Source organism: Neobacillus sp. FSL H8-0543 (assembly GCF_038592905.1).
In the GTDB taxonomy this organism is placed as follows: domain Bacteria; phylum Bacillota; class Bacilli; order Bacillales; family Cytobacillaceae; genus Neobacillus.
The window spans coordinates 929,142-951,834 of sequence record NZ_CP151943.1 but is presented as its reverse complement, the minus strand read 5'-3'; the positions used below and the strand labels follow the sequence as shown (position 1 = coordinate 951,834).

General features: G+C 40.5%; 22 protein-coding genes. 20 read left to right on the top strand and 2 right to left on the bottom strand.

Going from position 1 to position 22,693, the window contains the following annotated elements; translation table 11 throughout:
* The first annotated feature begins 102 nt into the window (after positions 1-102).
* The 15 genes from safA to yajC all read left to right on the top strand — a co-directional run bounded on the left by safA (position 103) and on the right by yajC (position 13,843).
* Complete coding sequence (gene safA / locus NSS81_RS05045) at positions 103-2,406, top strand: SafA/ExsA family spore coat assembly protein (RefSeq protein ID WP_342432447.1); 2,304 nt, start codon at positions 103-105, stop codon at positions 2,404-2,406.
* On the top strand, positions 2,396-3,367 hold the full coding sequence (locus NSS81_RS05040; protein ID WP_342432446.1) for a phosphotransferase: 972 nt from the start codon (positions 2,396-2,398) through the stop codon (positions 3,365-3,367). The genes safA and NSS81_RS05040 overlap by 11 nt, the downstream gene beginning before the upstream one ends.
* Positions 3,368-3,465: 98 nt before the next feature.
* A complete protein-coding gene (locus tag NSS81_RS05035; protein ID WP_342432445.1) occupies positions 3,466-4,158 on the top strand; it encodes a YhcN/YlaJ family sporulation lipoprotein in 693 nt (230 codons plus the stop codon).
* A 218-nt stretch (positions 4,159-4,376) separates the two neighbouring features.
* Complete coding sequence (locus NSS81_RS05030; protein WP_342433941.1) at positions 4,377-4,841, top strand: BofC C-terminal domain-containing protein; 465 nt, start codon at positions 4,377-4,379, stop codon at positions 4,839-4,841.
* A gap of 274 nt (positions 4,842-5,115) precedes the next feature.
* On the top strand, positions 5,116-5,841 hold the full coding sequence (locus tag NSS81_RS05025; protein ID WP_342432444.1) for an SDR family oxidoreductase: 726 nt from the start codon (positions 5,116-5,118) through the stop codon (positions 5,839-5,841).
* Entirely contained in the window at positions 5,838-6,869 is a 1,032-nt protein-coding gene (locus tag NSS81_RS05020; RefSeq protein WP_342432443.1) for an S-adenosylmethionine:tRNA ribosyltransferase-isomerase, read from the top strand. Before NSS81_RS05025 ends, NSS81_RS05020 begins: the two co-directional genes overlap by 4 nt.
* Positions 6,870-6,882: 13 nt before the next feature.
* Positions 6,883-7,242: a VOC family protein gene (locus NSS81_RS05015; protein ID WP_342432442.1), complete on the top strand. Its 360-nt coding sequence runs from the start codon at positions 6,883-6,885 to the stop codon at positions 7,240-7,242.
* Positions 7,243-7,321: 79 nt separating this feature from the next.
* Entirely contained in the window at positions 7,322-7,471 is a 150-nt protein-coding gene (locus tag NSS81_RS05010; RefSeq protein ID WP_342432441.1) for a hypothetical protein, read from the top strand.
* A gap of 130 nt (positions 7,472-7,601) precedes the next feature.
* The gene (locus NSS81_RS05005) at positions 7,602-8,720 is read left to right on the top strand and encodes a GAF domain-containing sensor histidine kinase (RefSeq protein WP_342432440.1); all 1,119 of its coding nucleotides are present in this window, start codon (positions 7,602-7,604) and stop codon (positions 8,718-8,720) included.
* 11 nt (positions 8,721-8,731) lie between these two features.
* Positions 8,732-9,373 (top strand): response regulator transcription factor, encoded by a 642-nt coding sequence (locus NSS81_RS05000; protein ID WP_342432439.1) that lies wholly within the window; start codon positions 8,732-8,734, stop codon positions 9,371-9,373.
* A 297-nt stretch (positions 9,374-9,670) separates the two neighbouring features.
* On the top strand, positions 9,671-10,285 hold the full coding sequence (ruvA, locus tag NSS81_RS04995) for a Holliday junction branch migration protein RuvA (RefSeq protein ID WP_342432438.1): 615 nt from the start codon (positions 9,671-9,673) through the stop codon (positions 10,283-10,285).
* Between the two features lie 10 nt (positions 10,286-10,295).
* On the top strand, positions 10,296-11,297 hold the full coding sequence (gene ruvB, locus NSS81_RS04990) for a Holliday junction branch migration DNA helicase RuvB (RefSeq protein ID WP_342432437.1): 1,002 nt from the start codon (positions 10,296-10,298) through the stop codon (positions 11,295-11,297).
* A gap of 31 nt (positions 11,298-11,328) precedes the next feature.
* Positions 11,329-12,357 carry a tRNA preQ1(34) S-adenosylmethionine ribosyltransferase-isomerase QueA gene (queA, locus tag NSS81_RS04985; protein WP_342432436.1) on the top strand — a complete coding sequence of 343 codons (1,029 nt, stop codon included), beginning with the start codon at positions 11,329-11,331 and terminating at the stop codon, positions 12,355-12,357.
* A 29-nt stretch (positions 12,358-12,386) separates the two neighbouring features.
* On the top strand, positions 12,387-13,526 hold the full coding sequence (gene tgt / locus NSS81_RS04980; RefSeq protein WP_342432435.1) for a tRNA guanosine(34) transglycosylase Tgt: 1,140 nt from the start codon (positions 12,387-12,389) through the stop codon (positions 13,524-13,526).
* 29 nt (positions 13,527-13,555) lie between these two features.
* Positions 13,556-13,843: a preprotein translocase subunit YajC gene (gene yajC / locus NSS81_RS04975; RefSeq protein ID WP_342432434.1), complete on the top strand. Its 288-nt coding sequence runs from the start codon at positions 13,556-13,558 to the stop codon at positions 13,841-13,843.
* 48 nt (positions 13,844-13,891) lie between these two features.
* Here the strand turns inward: yajC and NSS81_RS04970 are convergent, their stop codons facing one another.
* Complete coding sequence (locus tag NSS81_RS04970; RefSeq protein WP_342432433.1) at positions 13,892-14,254, bottom strand: TIGR04086 family membrane protein; 363 nt, start codon at positions 14,252-14,254, stop codon at positions 13,892-13,894.
* A 232-nt stretch (positions 14,255-14,486) separates the two neighbouring features.
* On the opposite strand from NSS81_RS04970, the gene NSS81_RS04965 reads away from it, so the two are divergent.
* The gene (locus NSS81_RS04965; RefSeq protein ID WP_342432432.1) at positions 14,487-15,149 is read left to right on the top strand and encodes a DUF421 domain-containing protein; all 663 of its coding nucleotides are present in this window, start codon (positions 14,487-14,489) and stop codon (positions 15,147-15,149) included.
* A gap of 31 nt (positions 15,150-15,180) precedes the next feature.
* Here NSS81_RS04965 and spoVB read toward each other — a convergent pair whose 3' ends face one another.
* Positions 15,181-16,737, bottom strand: coding sequence for a stage V sporulation protein B (gene spoVB / locus NSS81_RS04960; protein ID WP_342432431.1), 1,557 nt, complete (start codon positions 16,735-16,737; stop codon positions 15,181-15,183).
* A gap of 135 nt (positions 16,738-16,872) precedes the next feature.
* Between spoVB and NSS81_RS04955 the strand changes: the two genes are divergently transcribed.
* The 4 genes from NSS81_RS04955 to NSS81_RS04940 all read left to right on the top strand — a co-directional run bounded on the left by NSS81_RS04955 (position 16,873) and on the right by NSS81_RS04940 (position 22,570).
* On the top strand, positions 16,873-17,169 hold the full coding sequence (locus NSS81_RS04955; RefSeq protein WP_342432430.1) for a post-transcriptional regulator: 297 nt from the start codon (positions 16,873-16,875) through the stop codon (positions 17,167-17,169).
* A 158-nt stretch (positions 17,170-17,327) separates the two neighbouring features.
* The gene (secDF, locus tag NSS81_RS04950; RefSeq protein ID WP_342432429.1) at positions 17,328-19,592 is read left to right on the top strand and encodes a protein translocase subunit SecDF; all 2,265 of its coding nucleotides are present in this window, start codon (positions 17,328-17,330) and stop codon (positions 19,590-19,592) included.
* A gap of 111 nt (positions 19,593-19,703) precedes the next feature.
* Positions 19,704-22,058: a single-stranded-DNA-specific exonuclease RecJ gene (gene recJ / locus NSS81_RS04945; protein ID WP_342432428.1), complete on the top strand. Its 2,355-nt coding sequence runs from the start codon at positions 19,704-19,706 to the stop codon at positions 22,056-22,058.
* Positions 22,058-22,570: an adenine phosphoribosyltransferase gene (locus NSS81_RS04940; RefSeq protein ID WP_342432427.1), complete on the top strand. Its 513-nt coding sequence runs from the start codon at positions 22,058-22,060 to the stop codon at positions 22,568-22,570. The genes recJ and NSS81_RS04940 overlap by 1 nt, the downstream gene beginning before the upstream one ends.
* Positions 22,571-22,693: the final 123 nt, after the last annotated feature.

The following is a 22,693-nucleotide window of genomic DNA, read 5'->3' as shown; positions in this document are numbered from 1 at the left end:
TCATATTTTATTAAAAAAAAGCATAAGTTTCTGTGAAGAATGTTAGCACTTTGCCTATCACCACATACACTATATGGACTTATGCATAGGAGGGAAATCAGAGTGAAGATCCATATCGTACAGAAAGGGGATACCCTTTGGAAGATCGCCAAGAAGTACGGAGTGAATTTTGAAGAGCTGAAAAAGATGAATTCACAGCTCAGCAACCCTGATATGATTATGCCCGGTATGAAAATAAAAGTCCCAACAGCAGGTGGAACAATAAAAAAAGAAGCACCTATGGGGTCTACACCGGAAACTACAATCAATTTAGGCGCAAAAAAAGAAATGCCGATTGCTGAGCATCCGTTTGTCAAGGAAAAGCCGATTGCAGCTCCGAAAAAGGAGGTTCCAATCAAAGAAGTTCCTATTGTTAAAGAAAAACCAATTATCAAAGAAGTTCCTATTGTTAAAGAAAAACCAATTATCAAAGAAGTACCAATTATCAAAGAAGCACCTAAAGTACCTTATCAGCCGAAAATGCCAATTAAAATTGCTCCTGAAATAGATATAAACAATTTTTATACGGTAAACATGGCAAATATTCAACCACAACTGCCGCCAAAGCCTGCTAATATTCTCCCTCAGGTAAAGGAAGTACCTAAAAAGGAAATTCCTGTACCAGTTGCACCAATAAAGGAGGCACCTATCGTAGCACCGCCACCACCCATTGAACAACCAGTTCTACAAGAAGAATATTGTGTACCAATGACACCTGTCATGCCTGGACCTGGCTATTGCCCGCCAATGCCGTGTCCACCGCTACCATGTCCGCCGCCGTGTCCTCCTTTTGGAGGCTTCCAAGCACCACCAGTTATGCCATTTCCACAAGTGCTAGGAGAAAATATGCCAGGGGCACCAGGAATGATGCCAGGAATGCATCCAGGCCCTGAAATGATGCCGTATCAGCCAAGTCCAGCACCTACAGTGGTCGGTGCATCAGCAATGCCTTATCAAATGGATGACGAATCATCCTTCATGCCGCAATTGCCAATGACTTATCCAATGCAGTCGCAAGCACCAACTTTGGATCCTGCCCATTTTGGTCAGATGCCAGTAGAATACGGCCAGCCAGCAGGGTATGGTCAGACACCAGCAGGGTATGGTCAGACACCAGCAGGGTATGGTCAGACACCAGCAGGGTATGGTCAGACACCAGCAGGGTATGGTCAGACACCAGCAGGGTACGGTCAAACACCAGCAGGGTATGGTCAGACACCAGCAGGGTATGGTCAGACACCAGCAGGGTATGGTCAGACACCAGCAGGATATGGTCAAACTCCAGCGGAATTTGATCACGCCCCAGCAGGTTACGATGAAATGCCTTTTGATTTTGATGAAAGTCCGATAGGAGCCCCTGTAGGTTCACCATTAGCGGCAAATCAGGGCTGGTTTAATCCGGAGGCCCAGGGTATGCAGGGAATGCACATGAGCAACCCAGGAATGGGTGGATCGCCAATGGGAATGCAAATGGGCAACCCAGGAATGGGTGGATCGCCAATGGGAATGCAAATGGGCAACCCAGGAATGAGCGGACCACCAATGGGAATGCAAATGGGCAATCCAGGAATGGGCGGACCTCAAATGGGAATGCAAATGGGTCATCCAGGAATGGGCGGACCACCAATGAGTGGATCGCAAATGGGCTATCCAGGAATGGGCGGACCTCAAATGGGAATGCAAATGGGTCATCCAGGAATGGGCGGACCACCAATGAGTGGATCGCCAATGGGCCATCCAGGAATGGGCGGACCTCCAATGGGTGGATCGCAAATGGGCTATCCAGGAATGGGCGGACCTCCAATGGGTGGATCGCAAATGGGCTATCCAGGAATGGGCGGACCTCCAATGGGTGGATCGCAAATGGGCTATCCAGGAATGGGCGGACCTCCAATGGGTGGATCGCAAATGGGCTATCCAGGAATGGGCGGACCTCCAATGGGTGGATCGCAAATGGGCTATCCAGGAATGGGCGGACCTCCAATGGGAATGGGGGCACCAGCATCCTACGGTCAAATGCCTTATGGCTATCCGCAGATGGGTCCTGCACCACGAGTGATGGGAGAACAAGATTTTGAATCACCGGATAGGGGTGTAGGTCAAATGCCATTTATGCAACAGCCATATCCAGCACCAGGAAATATACCAGTAGGCGCTGGTGGTGATTGCGGCTGTGGTGCACCAGGACCAGCACCAATGCAACCGGAATTCGTACCTCCGACGCCGCCGATATACAGCGCACCCTATACAGGGCCAATGGATATGGCTCAGCCGCCATACATGAACCCGTATGGTATGGGACCAATGGACGGAAACCAGTTTGGTATGCAGCGTTACAATGACGAAAGTAATGAGTATGACTTTTAACAAAAAAGGAGACGATGATTATTTCATCCGTCTCCTCTCTTATTTTCGGTCGCATTTTCGAGAGGACATTATTGAAATGGTGCCGTTTCGTAAAAGTGTAATTATGTTAAAAACAACTAAGAATTCATATATGATCAAAGGGTACCAGACAAACAATCGGCTTAAGTTGCAAGAAGCTTTTATACGTACATTAAGAAAAGAGGGTTTTTCAAACACATACCAATTCGTAAGACTACCTGTCGATGAAATGCTCTACTTCGATGGACACTATTTTGGCGGCATCGAATACATCCACCCAAATAAAATGCCATTTACCTTTCAGACTCAAAAAAGCCGTCAAGAGGGAATTGAATTACTTGAGCAATTTCATCAAGTGACTAGGAACTTTGAATCTCGTTATCGAACACTTCTCCCCCAAAGCACGATTATTAAAAAATGGAAGGAAAGGACTAATTTATTTGCAACCAACCTTCCAACACTAAAATATTTTATGCATGAAAAATACTTAACGGAAATGTTAGATTGGGCCAATTGGTCTATAAATAAAATGGAGGAAAGTCGATCATTTTATATGAATGAACCTTTTGTTGTTCTTCATGGTGATGTGGCACATCATAATTTCTTGCGTGATAAACGGTGGAAGCTGCACTTAATTGATTTCGATTTAATTAGTATCGGCCCAGAAGTCTTGGATTATTTACAATATGCCAATCGAATTCTCCCCTTTATTGATTGGTCATTTGAACGATTAAAAAGTCATCGCAAGTTTGATACCTTGTTAAAGGAAAAAGCCTTTTTATACGCCTTGGTCTTCCCTGCAGATATTTTTCGGGAATGGAACAGACTGATCCGTGAAAAGTCCTATACGGATCATCAAAAATATAATCAAGTAATGGAGTTAACAATCGGACAATTTTTATTGCGAAAAAATTTCATCGATGATATTAAAAGGACACTTTGAAAATCTGGTCTATACTGGCAGTATGAAATCTCCTCTATGTTCACAACCTAAAGAAGAGCAATATTAATGCTCACGAATGCTAGAGGAGGTTTTTTCGCTTGAAAAAAAAGCAGTGGATGATTCCTCTTTCAGCCATAATTGCAGTTGGGCTGGCAGGTTGTGCAAATGATGACCGTGCTTCAATGAATAAAGACAATAAAATTTCAGGCAATCCGGTGGGCTACTACTCCAATGAGAATCACAAAGAAAGTCCGAATGGTTACCCTACGGATAATGATGGTCCTTTAACAGAGATGATGGATCATAAAGTAGGTATTGAAGACCAGGAAAATAATCGGAATCGTAGGAACCAGCTTCAGGAAAGGGACGAAAACGGCAATCCCCCAAACCCTACAAAACCGCTTGCGAAAAATGATCGAGGATTCTTCCAGCGGGACAATCGTTTTAGTACAAGTGATACGAACTATCATGGACATACGAACCAAAGAATTGGAACAACAAAAACTGAAACAGATCCAGAATTTCAGGATAATGTAACCGGGAAAATTAAACGGAGAGTAGCAGGCATAGACAATGTGCAGCAAGTGCGTTCGGTTGTTTACGGCAATAGTGTTACAGTTTCCGTTGAATTAGTTAATAACAAACGTGAAGATGAAACTGTAAGGGCGATTCGTAACGCTGTAAAGCCTTACATTAATGGCAGGACCGTCCAAGTTATCACTGATGACGGTGCAATTGGACGTGATCGTAACCGAAACAATGATATTCAACATGAAGAACATAACAAGTAATCATAGTGAAAGGGACGAAGCTATTTTGCTTTGTCCTTTTTCTTTAGTTTTTTACATAAGGATAAAAAGGGAAAAAAAGGCTACACTAGTACTGAAAGTTACAAGATTATAACAATAAGAGGTGATTTTGCATGAGGTTCAATAGGATAGTGCTGTTTCGGCTGTGTATTGCCGCTTTAGTTGTTATTCTCTTCATGTTTATCGGAAGGGCACCAGGTATGATTTTGACTGGTTCCGCCACGCAAATCGATGACTATCATGATCAGCAAAAGACGGAACCTCAGCAAGTAACAATAATCTTGGAAAGAGTATATCTTGATGGAGAAATAAGTGAGGAAGCACTCCATGAGTCATATTGGTCAATTGAGAACTTTTGGGAAAAGTATGACCAGTGGCAGCTAGTTGAAATGGATGAAACAAAGATGGTATTCAGAAAAATAGAGGATGATATCTCGCCGTTACTAAAGGCAAATGGCTACTTTGGGATTACCGATAATGGCGTATTGACGATATTTAATGGCAGACCAGGACGTTCAAGAATCATCCAATCCTTTTTTCAAATAGATGTAGAAAAGCTTGAAAGTAAGATACAAGCTGAGTTATTGCAAGGAATTCCAATAAAAACAAAGGATCGTTATGTAGAAGTACTGGAAACGTTTAAAACCTATTCGATCGAAGAATAACCGGAAACAGACTGATACCCTCAGCCTGTTTTTTTGTTTTTTTAAAATTTCTCATCCAAAAATTTTCATGGTGCCCGCAATATCGATTTCTGAACAATTCGGTCATCATGGAGGGCTCATGGTGTCCCGCTATATCAATTTCTCAAAGATTTGGGTAATGAATCCGGATTCCTCATCCAAAAGTTGTAGATGAAGTTCAAGCTTTTTTCCGAGGAGAGAATTTCCGGAAACCTTTAAGCTAGAGATATCAAGTTAACTTAAAGGAGAGATTGATATGATAAATAGTAAAGTTGTCATGATTACCGGTGCATCCAAGGGATTAGGAAGGGCATTGACATTAGCTTTTGCAAAAGAAGGGGCGCGGTTAGCCATTTGTTCAAGGTCATCCAAAGAGTTGCTGGCAGTAAAAGCTGAGGCTGTAGCTTTCGGTGCTGAGGTGCTAGCTGTTTTAGCAGATATTTCGCTAGTAAGAGATGTGGAAAGGTTTGTTGCAATGGCCGAGGAGGCTTATGGAAAAATTGATGTCCTGATAAATAATGCATCCATTCTGGGACCAAGTCCAATGCCGTTATTGCTTGATTATCCTGAAGCCGATTTTGCTGAAGTATTGAGGGTAAATACTATTTCGCCGTTTTTAGTGGCAAGGAGAGTGATTCCAGGAATGCTCCAGCGTAATCTAGGCTCTATCATTAATTTGACATCAGAAGCTGGGAATGTTGGCTATGCTGGCTGGGGCGCTTACGGTATTTCAAAATTTGCAGTCGAAGGGCTCACCGAAACCTGGGCTGATGAATTAGCCTCAACAAATGTTCGTGTGAACATGGTTGACCCTGGAGAAATGGATACGGAAATGCATCGATTGGCTGTTCCTGAGTGCGATTATCCATTAGCTAAGCCGGAGGAAGTTGTTGGAGTTTTCTTATATTTAGCTTCAGAAAAATCATCAGGAATAAACGGCCAGCGATATGAAGCCCAGGAATTTACCGGGGGTGAAGGATGATGGGAGCAACCGCGTTTGATTTCTGCCTTCCTTCTAATTTAAATGCCTCACAGCCTCCTGAACGACGAGGGCTAAGAAGGGATCATGTGAAGATGATGGTTCTCGATAAGTTAACAGGGGAGGTTAGGCATGACCAATTTTTCCGGCTGGCTAATTATCTAAAGCGTGGAGATTTGCTTGTATTAAACAACAGTCGAACTATACCTGCGGTTCTTCATGCCAAGGTGCTAAGGGAGAAAAAGCTAATCAAGGATAAGGTAGAGATTCGCTTAGCGAGGCGTCGTGCGGAGGAAACTTGGGAGGTGCTAATTGTTGCAGATGAAGTTATACAAGGTGATACTCTGGAGTTTTCATCCGAACTATCTGCGACTGTCATCGCCTATCCAGATAACAGCCCGTTAAAAACAATCCAATTTTCCAGTAAAGGAACAGAATTATTTAATAGTATTTATTCTCTTGGCGAACCGGTTCGCTATGAGTATATCACTAATAACTGGGAGTTGGATTACTATCAAACCGTTTTTGCCAGCCAGCCTGGATCTGTCGAGATGCCTTCTGCGGGCAGAGCCTTCAGCTGGGAACTGCTCTTCAACCTGCAGCGTAAAGGTATTGAGCTTGATTTTATCCAGCTTCATACCGGTCTAAGTTATTTGCTGGATGAAGAGTTTGAACTTTCACCGACTAATAATTATGAAGAATATCAGCTTACTGAAAGTACTGTAGAGAAGGTCGTGAAGACAAAATTGGCGGGTGGAAGGGTGATAGCTGTTGGAACAACAGTAGTAAGAGCTCTGGAGAGTGCTGTGATGACCGGCAGATTATCCGGTATCACAAATCTTTATATTACCAAAAGCTATCCGCTGAAGTGGGTAGATGGAATTATCACGGGGTTCCACGAACCAAAGGCCAGCCATCTTGACATGCTGACGGCTTTTGTACCACAGGATAAATTATGGAATGCGTATGATGATGCGATTAAAAATAACTACCTATGGCATGAGTTTGGAGATATGAATTTAATCATATAAAGGGGACATTTTTATGCGTTTTCACCATTTAGCGATTGAGGTAAATGATTTAGAGACATCTTCGGCTTTTTATCAGGATTATCTTGGTCTTCAGGAAGAAAGACGAATGATCTTTGATGATGAGGAACTCATATTTTTAGTAAGGAATGATTTTCGCCTTGAACTCATTTTTAGTGGGCCCCAGCAACAAAGTACTCCCCAGGCTGTTCACCTATGTTTTGAGGTTGATAGAATAGGAGACATAGTCAATCGGTTTGCTAAGCGAGGCAGAGCACCTTTGGAGGGTCCTTATGTCCTTGAAAATGGCTGGAAAACGGTGTTTTACGAGGGGCCAGATCATGAGGTGCTTGAGTTCTTACAGATTGAACCATAGTTTAGTTAAGAGGTGCAAAGTTTAAATTTGCACCTCTTAATAACAGGTGTCCGAACTGTAAAATTGAGTAGAGTATAAATTGGCAGATAAATCAACGAAAGTGGCAAATAAATCAACGAAAGTGGCAAATAAATCAATGAAAGTGGCAAATAAATCAATGAAAGTGGCAAATAAATCAATGAAAGTGGCAGATAAAACCAACAATTTGGCAGATAAGAATTTTAGGTAAGGAGAATTTCCAATTTTTTTCATTTTTACACATTCGTAACATCACTCCATTCCTTAAATATGCCTGATTCTTGCCACAGGGATTAAGAAACGACTATGATTTAATTATGTGTTGATTTGGAGGGGATCGAATGTCTGAAGAGTCAAGATTCGAAGAATTAAACATCTTAAAGGAAATTGCCGAGCTTCTAAATGAGGGGACAGATTCTAAGACTGTGCTTTCAGAAGTATTAAAAAAACTTCTGCATTTGACAGGGCTGCAAACTGGCTGGATTTTTTTAATTGATGAAAAAGGTACACATCAGCTTGCAGCGAAAGAGGCGCTCCCGCCAGCATTGGCTAATCACAATAACCAAAGATTGTGCGAAGGTGATTGTTGGTGTGTCAATCGGTACAACAGTGGTAAATTAAACATGGCTACGAATATAATAGAATGTCAGCGAATTGAAAATGCCATCCTTGAAAAAGCTGGAAATACAGCCGGCCTCACCCATCATGCTACTGTTCCTTTACGTGCGGGAAATGAAAAGGTTGGAATTTTGAATGTCGGTTCGCCTTATAAAACTCATTTTCAAAAAGAAGAACTTGCCTTGCTAGAGGCGGTTGCCTTTCAGATTGGTACAGCGCTTAAGCGGATAAAATTAACGCAAAGAGAACAGGAGACGGCACTTATTTCAGAGAGAAATCGGCTCGCAAGGGATCTCCATGATTCTGTTAACCAGTTATTATTTTCACTTAGTTTAACAGCAAGAGCGGGTACCGAATTGACGGATGCAGACGATGTTAAACAAACTTTTTCATATATTCAAGACCTTGCCCAGGAAGCGCTTGGGGAAATGCGAGGTCTGATTTGGCAGCTAAAGCCACAGGGACTCGAAATCGGGATTGTTAGTGCGTTATGCGGTTATGCAAAGATGCTTGGTTTAACGATAGATACCAAAATAGAAGGAATATCAAGTATTCCTGGTAAAGTTGAGGAAGCGTTGTGGAGAATTGGTCAGGAAGCCCTTGGCAATTGTAAAAGGCATTCTCAAGTTTCACAGGTTACTTTATTTTTAAAAATAAGTAGTGATTCTGTCACTATGACAGTTCAAGATCAGGGCTGTGGCTTTCAATATAATGAAGAGCTTGAGATCCCTTCTTTTGGATTGAAAAATATGAAGGCACGGACTAAAAACTTAAATGGAAACTTTTTGTTAACTAGTAAACCTGGGCATGGGACAGAGATAAAAGTATATATTCCAATCTAGGAGGGGCATCTATGGGGATTCGAATATTAATCGCAGATGATCACCATGTAGTAAGACGCGGTCTTGCCTTTTTTTTGCGAACACAGAAGGATATTGAAATAATTGGGGAAGCAGGAAATGGGAAAGAGGCGGTGGACCTTGCAAGATCGCTTAAACCAGATCTTGTTCTAATGGATCTTGTGATGCCTGAGATGGACGGGATTGAGGCAACCAAACAAATCAAAAGTGAAATGCCGGAGATAAAAATTATGATGCTCACAAGTTTTTCGGATCAGGACCATGTAATTCCGGCATTAGAAGCAGGTGCATCCGGCTATCAATTAAAGGACATTGAGCCTGACGAGTTAATCTCCTGCATTAGAAAAATAATCGAAGGCGAAAATCAGCTCCACCAAAAGGCTACATCACATCTACTTGCCAAGTTATCGAATAAAGGTAAGGAAGAAAGGAATCTCCTAGGAGAATTAACAAAACGAGAAGTAGATGTCCTGAAGGAAATTGCCAAAGGAAAGAGTAATAAAGAAATTGCTGCCTCCCTGTTTATTACTGAAAAAACGGTGAAAACCCATGTATCCAACCTTTTGTCAAAGCTTGAACTTGCTGACCGTACACAAGCAGCACTCTTTGCCGTAAAGAATCATTTAGTAGAATAATTAGTTAATATTGATGATGTATTGACGACCGAACGTGTGAAAGAGAAGAGACTTCGGTAGTCAACAAAGGCTATTGGCGACCGAACAAGTGAAAGAGAAGAGACTTCGGTAGTCAACAAAGGATATTGGCTACCGAACAGCACAAAGAGAAGCGTCTGCGGTAACCAATTCCACGAACGAAGCCGATTTGTAATGTATCAGAATATTATTATTGTTTTCATCTCAGTTAACTTCTTCAATTCCTTTAAAATAATGTGTTAGAATGAGATACATGAAATACTGAGGGAGAGAAGAGTATTGTACGAATTTATTAAAGGAACCGTTATGTTTGTTGGTCCTGAATATATCGTGGTCGAGAATAATGGAATTGGCTATCAAATTTCAACGCCCAATCCGTTTATATATTCTAGTAAAATGGATACGATTGTTACTGTATATACATATCATTACGTCCGTGAGGATTTAATGGCGCTATATGGATTCGAGACGAGAGAAGAAAAAAAGTTGTTTACGAAATTACTTAACGTATCCGGTATCGGTCCTAAAGGGGCTTTGGCAATCCTTGCGTCTGGTGAAGTGGAACAAGTGGTTTCAGCAATTGATAATGAGGACGAAAGCTTCCTTGTTAAATTCCCAGGTGTCGGCAAAAAAACGGCGCGACAAATGATTCTTGATTTAAAAGGGAAACTTCAGGATGTGGTTCCTGATTACTTCCCGAATTTATTTAATGCCGATAAATTTCCGGCAGCTGCTGGTCAACCGAATGATACTGCTTTTGAAGAAGCCATGCTCGCCTTAAAAGCCTTAGGCTATTCTGAAAAAGAAATTAAAAAAATTGCTCCTGAATTAAGAAAAGAACAGCTGTCAACGGACCAATACATTAAGAAAGCACTTCAGCGGCTTTTAAAATAGGTGATTAATTATGGACGACAGAATTATTTCTAGTGAAGCAAACGAGAACGAAATTTCCTTGGAGCAAAGTCTCCGCCCTCAAACCCTGAAACAATATATCGGACAGGATCAAGTGAAGGAGAATCTGGAAATTTTCATTGAGGCAGCAAGGCTCCGGAAGGAAACGTTGGATCATGTGCTTTTATATGGTCCGCCTGGATTAGGGAAGACAACGCTGGCGGTTATTATTGCGAATGAAATGGGCGTCAATATTCGGACGACGTCAGGACCAGCGATTGAACGGCCAGGAGATTTAGCGGCAATTCTGACAGCCCTCGAACCGGGGGATGTTTTATTTATTGATGAGATTCATAGACTGCCGCGAACGATTGAAGAGGTGCTATATCCTGCGATGGAGGACTTTTGCTTAGATATCATCATTGGCAAAGGGCCGAGTGCACGCTCTGTACGTCTCGATCTGCCGCCATTCACACTTGTTGGCGCAACAACACGGGCAGGCTCCATTTCCGCCCCTTTACGTGACAGATTTGGAGTTTTAAGCAGGCTCGAGTATTATAAAGAAGAACATTTGAAAAATATTGTCCTCCGGACGGCTGATTTATTTGATACAAAAATAGATGATCTTTCCGCCGCTGAAATTGCCAGAAGGGCGAGGGGAACACCAAGGATTGCGAATCGCTTGCTCCGCAGGGTTAGAGACTTCGCCCAGGTTAAAGGAAATGGAGAAATTGATTTAGCCTTAGCAAGGGAATCGTTAGAGCTTTTGCAGGTTGACCGGCTCGGGCTCGATCACATTGACCACAAGCTGTTAAAAGGGATTATTGAAAAATTCCGCGGCGGACCTGTGGGCCTGGATACGATTGCCGCCTCCATTGGTGAAGAATCCGAAACAATCGAGGACGTTTATGAGCCGTATTTACTTCAGATTGGTTTTTTGCAAAGGACGCCGAGGGGAAGAATGGTAACAGAGTTAGTCTATCGCCATTTTGGTATGAAGCCGCCAACCCAGTAATTTATATTTAGACAACGTAAGGATGTTATGTATGAAGGTAGATTTATTTGATTTCCATTTGCCTGAGGAGCTTATTGCTCAGGTTCCACTTCAAAATCGGACAGATAGCAGACTGATGGTTTTGGACAAGGAAACAGGCGAAATAAACCATGAAATTTTTAAAAATATTACTAATTTTTTGCGTGAAGGGGATTGCCTTGTCTTAAATGATACAAGAGTCCTTCCTGCACGCCTTTTTGGTGTTAAAAAAGATACTGGTGCTAAAATCGAGGTCCTATTACTAAAACAGCTTGAAGGCGATCAGTGGGAAACGCTTATCAAACCTGCCAAGCGAGTGAAAGAAGGAACGGAAATTGACTTTGGTGAGGGGGTATTAACGGCCGTATGTACGGGAACCTCCGAACATGGCGGAAGAATCTTGGACTTTAAGTATGAGGGTATTTTTTATGAGGTTCTTGATCAACTTGGGGAAATGCCATTGCCGCCTTATATTAAGGAACAGCTGGATGACCGTGAGCGTTATCAAACAGTATTTGCCCGCGAGCCTGGTTCGGCTGCCGCCCCAACAGCAGGTCTTCACTTTACTGAGGAACTAATGAATGAGGTAAGGGCAAAAGGTGTCCATATCGCCTTCATTACGCTCCATGTAGGACTTGGTACCTTTAGACCTGTCAGTGTCGACGATATTCTGGAACACGATATGCACGCCGAATTTTATATGGTTACCGAAGGAACCGCACGAATGTTAAATGATGTGCGGAATAATGGCGGCAGAATTATTACCGTTGGTACAACCTCAACACGTACCTTAGAGACGATTGCAGCCGCAAACAATGGAATATTCTTTGAAAGCAGCGGTTGGACAAATATCTTTATTTATCCAGGGTATACGTTTAAGGCAATTGATGGGATGATTACAAACTTCCATTTGCCTAAATCCACCCTAATTATGCTCGTAAGTGCGTTAGCCGGAAGAGAAAATGTTCTGCATGCGTATAACACAGCTGTTAGTGAGCGGTATCGCTTTTTCAGCTTTGGGGACGCTATGCTAATCATCTAGGTTTAGCGAAAAGGAAGGAGAAAAAAGCTTTGACAGCGATTCGTTATGAATTTATTAAAACATGTAAACAAACAGGTGCACGCCTAGGCAGAGTACATACACCACATGGTTCTTTTGATACTCCGGCATTTATGCCCGTTGGAACACTTGCTACGGTCAAAACAATGTCACCAGAGGACCTAAAGGAAATGGGTGCAGGGATTATTCTAAGCAATACCTACCACCTATGGCTTCGCCCGGGTCAAGAGATTATCAGGCAAGCAGGCGGACTTCATAAGTTTATGAACTGGGACCGGGCCATCTTAACAGATTCAGGCGGTTTTCAGGTTTTTAGCTTGAGTAAATTTCGAAAAATTGAAGAAGAAGGCGTTCATTTCCGTAATCATATGAGCGGGGAGAAGTTATTCTTATCACCTGAAAAAGCAATGGAAATCCAAAATATTCTTGGTTCGGATATCATGATGGCGTTTGATGAATGCCCGCCATTCCCTGCTACATATGAATATATGCAAAAATCAGTAGAGAGAACCTCTCGTTGGGCGGAGCGCTGCTTAAATGCACATGAACGGCCAAATGAACAAGGGTTGTTCGGAATTGTCCAAGGGGGAGAATACGAGGAACTACGCAAGCATAGTGCCAGAGACCTTGTTTCCTTGGATTTCCCTGGATATGCTGTTGGCGGACTGTCTGTTGGGGAGCCGAAGGATGTCATGAATCGTGTCCTGGAGTTTACGACGCCATTATTGCCAACAAATAAACCTCGCTACCTAATGGGCGTAGGGTCTCCAGATTCACTCATTGATGGGGCCATTCGCGGAATTGATATGTTTGACTGCGTCCTGCCAACCCGTATTGCTCGAAATGGTACATTAATGACCAGCACAGGTCGTCTTGTTGTCAAAAATGCAAAATATGCCAACGATTTTGGACCATTAGATGAAAATTGCGATTGTTATACATGCAAAAATTATAGTAGAGCTTATATTCGTCACTTATGTAAATGTGACGAAACATTCGGAATTCGATTAACCTCTTATCATAATCTATACTTTCTGTTAAGATTGATGGAGAAAGTCAGACAAGCTATCAGAGAAGATAGTCTTGGTGATTTTAGAGAAGAGTTTTTTGAACGTTATGGTTTCAATAAGCCGAACGCGAAAAATTTCTAATAGATGCTTATTGAAAGGAGGGAAACAACATGCAAGGACTAGGTTCAATCATTCCATTAATATTAATGTTTGTCTTATTCTATTTCCTATTAATTCGTCCGCAGCAAAAGCGCCAGAAGGCGGTTTCACAAATGCAAAACGAATTAAGTAAAGGTGATAAGATTGTCACGATTGGCGGATTACATGGTTTTGTCGATTCTATCGATGAAAATAAAGTGGTAATTAAATGTGGAGACGGTAGCCGTCTTACTTATGACCGCAATGCGATTCGTGAAGTAACAGAATCAAGCAGCAATCAGGTAAGCCTTGATAAATAAGTCATAAAAACAAAAGGAAGCCATAAATACTTTGGCTTCCTTTTGTTTTTAAGATGACGTACGAGAGTTGTTTGTTGAGATATTTACTCCGAGTATTCCACCCATCATCGCGATTAAAATATAGCATCCATGATAGATTAGTTGTTCAAAGTCAAAAAGGCGGTCATAGCCTAAAAATTGAGATAAAAAGATGATCAAGCTGTACACAACCCCTGTTAATCCGCCAATTAGCCAACCTTTTTGCTTGCCTTTACCTCCAGATAAAAATCCGCCGCCGAATATCCCAATAAACGATACTGCGGTCACAACGTATTGAATTGAAACTTCCCTAACTGATGTAAACCTAAGAATTAATGAAAAAATTAAACTGCTGACAATCGCAAATAAGAAGATAAAAATTAACCCGTACAATATGGATGTACCAAAGCTTTTTGACTCGATTTTACTCTCCCCCTTCAGTTGCCGTATCAAAGAAATAGCAAACCCAAGATATTTATTGCTTACCTAGTACAAGCATATTCCGCAAGGGTTAAAAGTAGAATTGAAATTTTCCATCTGTCAGTAGTATTTGGAATATTATTCCGTTCATTTTATATCCCTCTTTGCACACAATAATCAAGATTGCAAAAAAGGGGCGACAATAGTGGAAACTTACATAATCATCGTGACTCGAACACTGTTATATTACGTACTTATCCTGATTATTTTTCGCCTAATGGGCAAACGAGAAATAGGGGAATTAAGTATACTTGATCTCGTTGTTTTTATTATGATTGGTGAAATGGCGATTATCGGAATTGAAAGTCCAGATAAACCTGTATTAGAAACGGCGATTCCCATGGTTTTATTAATGTTCATTCAAATCACCTTGGCCATAGTTTCTTTAAAAAGTAAAAAGTTTCGCGATTTAGTTGATGGAAAGCCAACCGTAATTATTAATAAGGGAAAAATTGATGAAGATGCAATGAGAAAGCAGCGTTACAATTTTGATGACTTAATGACGCAATTAAGGGAAAAGGACATTCGTAGTATTGCCGATGTGGAGTTTGCCATTTTAGAATCCTCTGGAAGTTTATCTGTCATTGAAAAGCAAAATAATAGTAATGGGGATCCTATCGATGGTGATATTACGATACCGTTAATTGTTGATGGTAGCATTGAAGAAGAGAACCTAAGAAGAATTAATAAAACGAATCTCTGGCTTCGTCAGGAATTAAAGAAAATGGGATATAAGGATATTAAAAAAATCTCCTTTTGCAGTTATGAAAATGGAAAGTTCTTTGTTGATATATTGGATGAAATGTAAGAAGACACACAAACAGGTGTGTCTTCTTCTACTATAATGATTGATTAAATAGCCTTCGGATGAAGGGGATTCTCAAAAGCTCGTCTTTTTTAATTAGGCCAGCGATTATCAACATAATAGTATAGGCAGATGACATTCCGATAATTGCAGTTAATACCCGTATAGCTAAATGCCCGTCCAAAAATATGTGCTCAAATAACCAAAACCCAAGCCAAGCAGATATACCCATAACGATGAAACCCTTTAGATAATCATAAATATAAAAGCTGAATGAAATTTTCTTTAGCACCGTGGCAAAGTGGAGGATCGTTACTAACACAAAACCGACCATAATTCCAAGAGCCACTCCGATAATCCCAAATGATGGCTGTGACGCAAGCAAAAATATTACAGCTGTTTTTACAATAGCGCCAATTAAGCTATTAATCATGGCAGCCCTTGCCAGATTTAATGCCTGTAAAACGGCTTGAAGCGGTCCTTGGTAATAATAAAATAAAAAGAATGGTGCCATGAGACGAATAAATGCTGAGCCCTTTGAAGAACCATACATTAACTCCATCAGCGGATTTGCTAAGACATAAAGGACAATAACGGATAGTCCCCCAGTGATAAAGGCAAATCGTAAAGCTTGTTGTAAACGATGTTCAATCAACTGATGATTGTTTTGTGAATTGGCTTCACTAATTGCCGGAACGAGTGATGTGGCTAATGAATAGGTGACAAACGACGGTAACATTAAGAGCGGCATCGCAAAGCCTGTTAAGGCACCGTATTGTTTTGTAGCGGCAACAGCTGCCACCCCCGCTATCGCTAAGCTATGGGCAACGACAATCGGCTCAAAAAACCAGGACACCGAGCCAATCATTCTGCTTCCCATCGTCGGTAAGGCGATTTCCATTAAATCTTTAAAGGTTTTTTTTCCAGAATGCACGAATTGGAAAAAATTCTTTCTTAGTTTAAACCGCTTTTTTAATTTAAAGGTTGTCATTAAATAGATTAGAGAAACAATTTCGCCGATAACGGCTGAAACCATGGCCGCAGCAGCTGCATATTCAATACCGTAGGGCAAAAACGTCCTAGTCATCACTGCAATTAAAGTTATCCTTACAAGTTGCTCTATAATTTGTGAGAAAGCAGAAGGACGCATGTTTTGCCTGCCCTGAAAGTAGCCCCGTAAAACGGATGAAATGGCAATGATCGGAACAACGGGGGCAATGGCCATTAATGGATAAAACACTCTTTCGTCTGTAAATAACGTTGTTGAAAGAATCGGTGTCAGGAAGATCAGAGCAGGTGTGAATATTAGTGAAAGCGAGATGGTAACGGCTAGTGAAACAACGAGAATTTTTTTTATTTCAGCATAATTCCCCTTCGCTTCTGCCTCCGCAATATTTTTTGATATTGCTACTGGGAGTCCCATTTGGGTTAGAGTCACAACAAGAATGAATGTTGGAAAAGCCATCATATAGAGGCCTACGCCTTCTTCACCAATACTACGGGCTATGACGATGCGGTTGATAAATCCAAGAACTCTAGTAATTAATCCTGCGATTAATAGGATAAAAGTCCCTTTTAAAAATTTTGACATGCGGCTTCCCACCTTCTCAAAAAAGAAGAATTCATATACAATAATCTATATGCAATAAGGTGGACAAAGCATGACAAGGTAATTTGTATTTTATAACATTCACATTGGACAATTTTGTCCAAGGAGGCAGTTAGGATGGAGAATAGCCACGCGTTCAATCAATTTCGCTCGAAGGTAGAACCAGCATTAATAAGCAAGCTTGAAGAATTTCAACTGCTCGGTTATGATTCCGTTTCAGAAGAGGGACTATGGGATTTTTTAACAAGAAAAAGATGGAAGAAGGTAAAGGATGAAAAAAGACTTTATGAGATTGTCGATGATATTCTCTCAGTAAAGGTAAGTGATTTTATTAGTTTTACTACGATTGAAACTTACAAAAATAACGACTTTAATTTAAAAGATGGAAATGAATGGAAGGAGCTTTTAAAATAAGATTAATAAAACTTTTTAGCAATATTGACACATAATAATAAATTGACAGTTTTTACAACTTATTTCATAATGAAAGCATTGAATTTTTTATTATCTTTATATAAGGACACAGCGTAATGCGGTGCTTTGTTTTAAGCCCTAAGGAGGAACAATACATAATGGTTAAACGCAGTAGAATCATTGCTTTCCTGCTGGTAATATTGCTAATAGGAAGCACAATGGGATTAACAACCAATGGTATTTTAAAAGACATTAAGCTTGGATTGGATCTTCAAGGTGGATTTGAAGTCCTGTATAAGGTTGAAACAGTAAAAAAAGGGGAGAAAGTTACCCAAGAAACATTAGCAAGTACGGCTGAAGCGCTGAATAAGCGAATAGACGTCCTCGGCGTTAATGAACCGACTATACAAGTCGAGGGAGTAGATCGTGTTCGGGTTCAGCTTGCGGGTGTGACTGACCAAAATGAAGCCCGCAACATTTTATCTACTCAAGCAAACCTCACGTTTCGCGATGCCAATGACCGAATAATGATGGATGGCTCCGATTTGGCTGAGGGCGGTGCCAAGCAAACCTTTGATGAAAACGGTGCCCCTAGTGTTTCCTTAAAGCTAAAGAGTGCCGAAAAATTCAAGAAGGTAACGGAAGAAATTGTTAAAATGGCACCGGAAAATTATCTTGTCATTTGGCTTGATTTTGAAGAAGGAAAAGATTCCTTTAAAACTGAAATTACAAAAGCAAACCCGAAATTTTTATCTGCACCAACTGTAAGAGAAGTCTTTAATCAAAATTCCGTTTCTATTACAGGAACCTTTACTGTGGAGGAAGCGAAAGAATTGTCTTCACTCCTTAATGCTGGTGCCCTTCCTGTAAAATTAACAGAAGTATACTCTACCTCTGTCGGAGCCCAATTTGGTGAAGAAGCATTAAATGAAACAATCTTTGCAGGTATAATCGGTGTGGCTGTCATCTTCCTATTCATGTTGTTATACTATCGTTTCCCAGGTTTGATTGCTGTTATTACTTTATCAGCTTACATTTATCTTGTTCTGTTAATATTTGATTGGATGAATGCTGTATTAACCTTGCCGGGAATCGCCGCCCTTATCCTCGGGGTAGGTATGGCTGTCGATGCGAACATTATCACCGCTGAACGGATTAGGGAAGAACTCAAGGTAGGCAAATCGGTAAAATCTGCATTTCAGGCAGGTAACAAAAATGCCTTTACATCTATCCTTGATGCCAACTTAACAACAATGTTAACTGCAGCTGTTCTGTTCTATTACGGGACAAGCTCAATTAAAGGATTTGCCACCATGTTATTGGTGAGTATCCTGCTAAGCTTTATTACAGCTGTGTATGGATCACGTCTATTGCTAGGATTATGGGTAAATAGCGGTTTCTTGAATAAACGGATAGGCTGGTTTAGTGTGAAAAAATCAGCGATTAAGGATATTGCAGAAAACTTTGATACAATTGATCTTCCAACAAGATGGGACAGGTTTGATTTTGTAAAATATAGAAAACTATTCTTTATGATTTCAGGTGCGTTACTTGCTGTTGGATTAGTAATAATTCTCATTTTCCGTCTGAATCTTTCCATCGATTTTTCAAGCGGTACCCGGATTGATGTATCGTCGGATGCCCCACTTACAACGGAACAGGTGGAAAGTGCATTTGACAAACTTGATCTAGAAACAGAAGGTATTGTTATTTCTGGCGATAATAAAGACAGAGCCTCAACCAGATTAGTAGGGGTATTATCAAAAGACGAAATTGCTGAGTTGAAAGCGGAGTTTCATAAAGAATTTGGTGCCGATCCGAATGTTAGTACTGTTTCACCAACGGTCGGAAAAGAACTAGCGAAAAATGGTGTTATCGCACTTATCATTGCATCGATCGGAATTATTCTTTATGTAACCATCCGATTTGAATTTGCCATGGCCATAGCTGCTATCGTTTCCTTGTTACACGATGCCTTTTTCATGTTTGCTTTCTTCAGTATCACCAGACTGGAAGTAGACTTAACCTTTATTGCTGCTGTGTTAACAATTATTGGTTATTCAATTAACGATACGATTGTAACCTTCGACCGGATGCGCGAGAACTTGCATAAGAAAAAGCGTCTTAAGACCTTCGATGAAATTGTAGAAGTTGTCAATGTAAGTCTTCGTCAAACATTAACACGCTCATTTAATACAGTGCTTACTGTAACATTTACTGTTGTTGCGTTGGTTATCTTTGGCAATGAATCGATTCAAAACTTCTCCATTGCATTATTAGTAGGATTAATTTCTGGTGTGTATTCTTCCGTCTTCATTGCTACAAACCTTTGGGTTGTTTTAAAAGCGAAAGAATTGAAAAAGAAGGGTACGATTCGAACAGTAAAGGAAAAGAAAAAATACTCTGACGAACCACAAGTTTAATGCAAAAAAACCGCAGACCATTCTGCGGTTTTTATTTTGCAAAAGGAAAATATCAATGATTGAAAGCTTGGTTCTGCTCCTGTATAATAGTAAAGTCTGAGGGGTGAACGCATGTTAAAGTCGAAAACGAGATGGATTGTTCGTGAATCTGATAGTCAACTAGTCAAAACACTTGAAAAAGAATTGAATATAACACCACTTGTTGCGTCGATGCTTATTAACCGCGGAATAGATACTGTTGAGTCTGCACAGTTTTTTTTATATGGTAAGGAACAATTTCATGATCCCTATTTACTAAAAGGTATGGATTTAGCTGTTATAAGAATCCGTGAGGCAATTGATAATCAAGAACCAATCCTCATATATGGTGACTATGACGCCGATGGTGTTAGCAGCACCTCGGTATTAATGATTACCCTCATGGAATTAGGAGCAAACGTTCAATTCTATATACCTAACCGTTTTACGGAAGGCTATGGCCCTAATGAGCCAGCATTTCGTCATGCAGCTGAAACAGGGATAAAATTAATAATTACAGTTGATACGGGAATATCAGCAATCCATGAAGCTAAAGTTGCAAAAGAGCTTGGTGTCGATTTAATCATTACTGACCACCATGAGCCTGGACCGGAATTGCCAGAAGCACTAGCCATTATCCATCCAAAACTTCCTGATAGTATTTATCCGTTTCGGGAACTCGCTGGAGTGGGAGTAGCCTTTAAATTAGCTCATGCACTATACGAAGTCATTCCAGAGCACCTATTTGAAATCGCTGTAATTGGAACCGTTGCTGATTTAGTTTCGTTAAAGGATGAAAATCGCCTTTTAGTAAAAAAAGGCTTAGAAAAGCTAAAGGTTACGCAAAATATAGGCCTAAAGGCAATCCTTAAATTGGCAGGTGTTAATTCACAGGCGATAACGGAAGAAACAATTGGTTTTACGCTTGCACCGAGAATTAATGCTGTTGGCCGCCTAGAAAATGCTGATCTTGCCGTTCAGCTGCTTCTCACTAATGATCCAAATGAAGCGCAGAGCTTAGCAGCGGAAATGGATGCTTTAAATAAACAAAGACAATCAATTGTTAACTCGATTACTATAGAGGCAATCGAAGAAGTGGAGAATAATTTTCCAATTGATTCGAATTCTGTCCTTGTCATCGGTAAGGAAGGATGGAATGCAGGTGTCATTGGGATCGTTGCCTCTAGGCTAGTTGAAAAATACTACCGGCCGACGATTGTCCTTTCTTTTGATAAGGAAAAGGGCCTGGCAAAGGGGTCAGCACGCAGTATTGCAGGGTTTGATTTATTTGAAAACTTATCTACATGCCGAGATATCCTGCCGCACTTCGGAGGCCATCCGATGGCTGCAGGAATGACGCTGAATCTTGAGGATGTCTCGTTACTGCGCTCACGATTAAATAAATTAGCAAATGAGCAATTGACAGATGAAGATTTTATTGCGGTTACATCACTAGACCATGAAATTACCCTTGATGAGATAAATTTACCAACACTTGAAGAATTAAACCTACTTGCACCATTTGGAATGGACAACCCAAAGCCGAAGGTGCTAATCAGTGATGTCCAGATTTCCTCAATCAGGAAAATTGGGTCTGATCAAAATCATTTAAAAGTACTGGTTAATGATAGTGGTGTCAATCTAGATGGAATTGGATTTGGTTTAGGTACATTAGTTGACCAAATTTCACCAGCCGCTAAAATATCAATAATAGGTGAATTATCTGTAAATGAGTGGAATAATATTCGTAAACCACAAATATTTATCCAAGATATTGCGGTAGATACCTGGCAATTATTTGATCACCGCGGAGTGAAAAGGATTCGTTTAATGGACGGCACCATCCCGAAGGAAAAGCGGAAATTTATTATTTTTAATAAGGAACAGCTTGATAAAGCAGATCCTGCACTAAAAGATGAGATAACATATATACATGATGTTGAAGTGGCGAAAAATTTTAATAGCAAGAATGCCAATATTGTATTAATGGACTTTCCGCCTTCAAAGGAGATTCTTATCCATTTATTTAAGGGGAAAAAACCAGCTCGGATATATGCTTATTTTCAAAAAGAGAATAGTGATTTTTTCAGCACGATACCGACAAGAGATCATTTTAAATGGTTTTATGCACTACTTATGAAAAAAGGCCCCATTGATTTAGGACGTTATGGGGAAGTGATTGCAAAAAAACGAGGCTGGTCACAGGAAACGATCACCTTTATGTCACGGGTGTTTTCTGAACTGGAATTTGTTACAATGAACAAGGGATTTATTACGTTGAATAAACAAGCGCATAAGCGTGATTTAACTGACTCTCACACCTATCAAACGAAACAGGCTCAGTTTGCTCTTGAAAGAGATTTATTGTTTTCATCCTTTCAGGACCTAAAGAACTGGTTCGATGACGTCATAGAAGAGCCGGTTATAACTGAGGAGGCAATAAAGTAATGGACTTAAAACAATTTATCACAATCGTAGAGGATTATCCGAAGCCAGGTATAAAATTCAAAGATATTACTACTTTAATGGATAACGGTGAGGCCTATAAATATGCAACAGACCAAATTGTTTCCTATGCAAAGGAAAAAAACATTGATGTGGTTGTTGGTCCTGAAGCGCGCGGCTTTATTATTGGCTGTCCTGTGGCCTATTCATTAGGACTTGGATTTGCTCCTGTTCGAAAAGAAGGTAAACTTCCAAGAGAAACGATTAAGGTTAATTATGGATTGGAATATGGCACTGATGTTTTAACGATTCATAAAGATGCGATTAAACCAGGACAACGTGTTTTAATTACAGATGATTTATTAGCAACTGGGGGCACGATTGGTGCAACCATTCAATTAGTTGAAGAACTTGGCGGCATAGTAGCAGGTATTGCTTTTCTTATTGAGTTATCCTACCTTGATGGCCGAAGTAAACTTGGCGGTTACGATATTTTAACATTAATGAAGTACTAATATTTATGGGGGCACTCGGAGGACGAGTGCTCTCTTGTTATAAGAAGAGTGCGATTTTAGCTATAATTATATTTATTTCGACATTTTTTTTGGAAAACTCGAAAAAATAGGTGTCTAACCCTT